The sequence below is a fragment of the Pseudoalteromonas fuliginea genome, assembly GCF_000690055.1.
Lineage (GTDB): Bacteria > Pseudomonadota > Gammaproteobacteria > Enterobacterales > Alteromonadaceae > Pseudoalteromonas > Pseudoalteromonas fuliginea.
The window spans coordinates 1-2,972 of record NZ_JJNZ01000137.1 but is presented as its reverse complement, the minus strand read 5'-3'; the positions used below and the strand labels follow the sequence as shown (position 1 = coordinate 2,972).

The 2,972-nt window shown below is 39.6% G+C and carries 2 protein-coding genes and 1 pseudogene; 1 reads left to right on the top strand and 2 read right to left on the bottom strand.

Features of this window, described 5'->3' with window-relative positions:
* Nucleotides 1-414: 414 nt before the first annotated feature.
* Nucleotides 415-1,737, bottom strand: coding sequence for a glycerophosphodiester phosphodiesterase family protein (locus DC53_RS00395; RefSeq protein WP_033032354.1), 1,323 nt, complete (start codon nt 1,735-1,737; stop codon nt 415-417).
* Between the two features lie 441 nt (nt 1,738-2,178).
* Entirely contained in the window at nt 2,179-2,403 is a 225-nt protein-coding gene (locus tag DC53_RS00400; protein ID WP_033032352.1) for a hypothetical protein, read from the bottom strand.
* A gap of 55 nt (nt 2,404-2,458) precedes the next feature.
* Between DC53_RS00400 and tnpA the strand changes: the two are divergent.
* A pseudogene (gene tnpA, locus DC53_RS22735) lies at nt 2,459-2,910 on the top strand (IS200/IS605 family transposase).
* Nucleotides 2,911-2,972 lie beyond the last annotated feature (62 nt).

The following is a 2,972-nucleotide window of genomic DNA, read 5'->3' as shown; positions in this document are numbered from 1 at the left end:
GCATAAATCTTTGATCAATTTAACGAATTAAATTTCACTATAACGTCGTTAAAAATTTTTATTTAGAACAACTAGATAAAAAAAATTTTGCCTAGTTCTAGGGCCTATTGACCTTTCAGGATTAAAATTTGTTCAATCTAGGGGCATTTAATCGCGGCGCGAGGTTTGTAACCTAGTGGGCTAAGTAAAAACCGAGTAAAAAAGAGTAAATAGCCCCGAGGCAGAACCCTTTGGGCAGCGCCTGTTTGGCATTTATGCTACGTTATCGCCTATTTATGGGGAATAACCACACTACATAGGCTCTGCCTTGCCTAAATACCAAACAGTCTGATGCAAATTTAACCTCGAAAGATAAACAGGCCCTAGCGTAATTTTCTTAACGTTAAATAGACCCCATATATAAGCAGATTGGTATTAAATACTTGCAGGCATTTTATTACAACTAGCGTAATAACTTACCGTAGCAGGCCAATCTGAAAATATAGCCATAACCCCCACGTCTTTTGCAAGTACATCAACAACCGTCATCATATCGCCATCGTTATCTATAACATCAGCAATTGATTGATAGTAATAGCCGCCGCCTTCATTTAGCGGGCCTGATCGCTCAAGGCTCCATGCAATAAGCGCTAAACCTGCCGCTTTAGCGTCAATTGCATATTGCGAGGGGACGATATTGTTTTCGCTATCTATTGTTAGCATCATCCAAATAGGAGGGGCTAAAATTTTAACGCCATCGGCAACAAGTTCATCCATGCTCGGTTGCCATGTTTGTGGGTTACTTGGATCAAAACCGGCTTCACTGTCGCGACCATCTAGGTATACGCTTTTGTCTGCAAAGTCAGGGTTGTTGTTAATCCAGTATTTTACGTCATCAAGGTTAAATGATTGCGGGTAAACTTTTGAGGCTGGCACATCCAATTGTGTGTACTCGTCTAGCATTTTTTGCGCATATTGCTCTTGTGTCATTCCATCAAATGGCATACTTACTTGTGGCGATTTTAGTTCTGGGGTCATTTTTACACCCAGCTCATTAAACAGTGCAATGCTTTGTTTATGGGTCATCAATGTGCCGTTGGTGGCATATAAATCAGTACGCCAACTTGGTGTACCATCCATGTAATCGGCAACGGTAGTTGCATTAGTGTTTGCACCATCCATTTTACCTTCAAGTGTTAAAAACTCCGCTAAGCTTATGTCGCTGGTACAACATTTAGCTGATGCAGCAATACCATTAGCAGGATCGGCTGGTGTAAATGGCAGACTGCATTTCGCTGCAAGTTCAGGAATGGCTAAAATATTAGTCGTGGTGTGTAAATCACATTGAGAGTGGCGACAAACAAGCTCTTTGTCGTTTGTAAATGTAACATCGCATTCAACAATGCCTGCGCCCATTCTGGCTGCAGCAATGTAGGCTTCTTTAGTATGCTCAGGGTATTGCATTGGCGCACCGCGATGACCAATGGAAAAATCAGTACGATAAAATGGCCCTTCGCTGCATGACTCTAATTTTGTTTTTAGTGTGCTTTGCGCCATATCATCAATTAAATAGTCGGGGCGAGTGCCTAGCTGAATATTTGCGCCTTCAGCAACCTCTACAACAATGGGCGTAGGTACTTCAACAATTTCCACTTCGGTGTTGGTAACAACCACTTCTTTTTCTACTATTTCTACATCGTCATCACAGCCTGACAATACAATTAATGCCAAGCCAATTAAAGGGACTGCATGTTTCATTTTTTATTCCACTAATTTATAAATTAACTTTAATTTTGTTTAATAAATGAACTTAGTGACGGTTCCGACCTTTTGACCAATAGTGATTGGATAGATAAGGAACAGGCATAATTTAAAAATACCAGCTTGGTTATGTTGAATTTAGTGCGAGTATTTTTTACTGTTAGTAAAGCTTATAACAAGATAATATCTCACAATATTTGCAGTTATATTACAAAAGCCAGCTAGGGCCTATATGGACTCCCCGTAAATGTCAAAAAGAAAAAGTTAAAATAAATTTAGATGCTAGCTTATATACGGACTCAAATTGAGGTGCTACCTCTGGCCTCTTATGTATTCGCACCTTCATGACTTTTCTGTTGAGCAGTTTATGAAACTTCAGGCCCTAACAGTCTATTGAAGGTTGGTCTTACCTATTTTAAGCGCTCTTATTGACAAATTTTAAGCCGCAAGTAATTGTGGCTGGTATTCTTTATCATGCTTTTGCATTGCAAAAGCCGTTCTTATCGTTTTATTCGCTAAAGCAATGGCTGCTACTTTCTTTCCTCGACGCGCGGTTAATGCTTTCAACCATACATCTTTTTCACTGCGACTTTCTCTTTTTTCTAGTTGGGAAACAACCGCTAATGCACCTTTAACAGAGCGTAGCGAAAATCTCGGGGGCAAGCCCCCGTGCTGGATAGTGTAGACTGGGCTTGTCCCAGTCTATACTATCGAACACATGGAACTTCAAAGAAATACGCATCACGTTTTTAGGATCATGTACCATTTTGTGTGGATACCTAAATATCGACATAAAGTGTTCTCAGAGCCTTATAGAACAGAGATGAAAGCAATTATTCAAAAGATTGGTTACGACTATGACATTGATATAATTGAGTTAGAAATACCAGAAGATCATATTCATATCGTAGTTCGAAGTGAACCGAAAATGTCACCTAGTAAAATAATGCAGATAGTAAAGAGTATTTCGGCGAGAGAATTTTTTCGACTTTATCCAGATGTAAAGAGGCGATACTTTTGGGGGGTAAGCTGTGGACTCAGAGTTATTTTGTCGAAACGATAGGAAATGCAAACGAAGATACGATCAGAGCGTATGTGCAAAACCAGCTAACCGAATTAGACAATAAAGAAAAACACGGGGCTCAGTTAGGTGTACTAGCTCAGACTTGATCTGACAGTTACCCATTTTTCTAATGGTGACTGTTAGTTTAGATTTGAGCTAAATTCTTTTC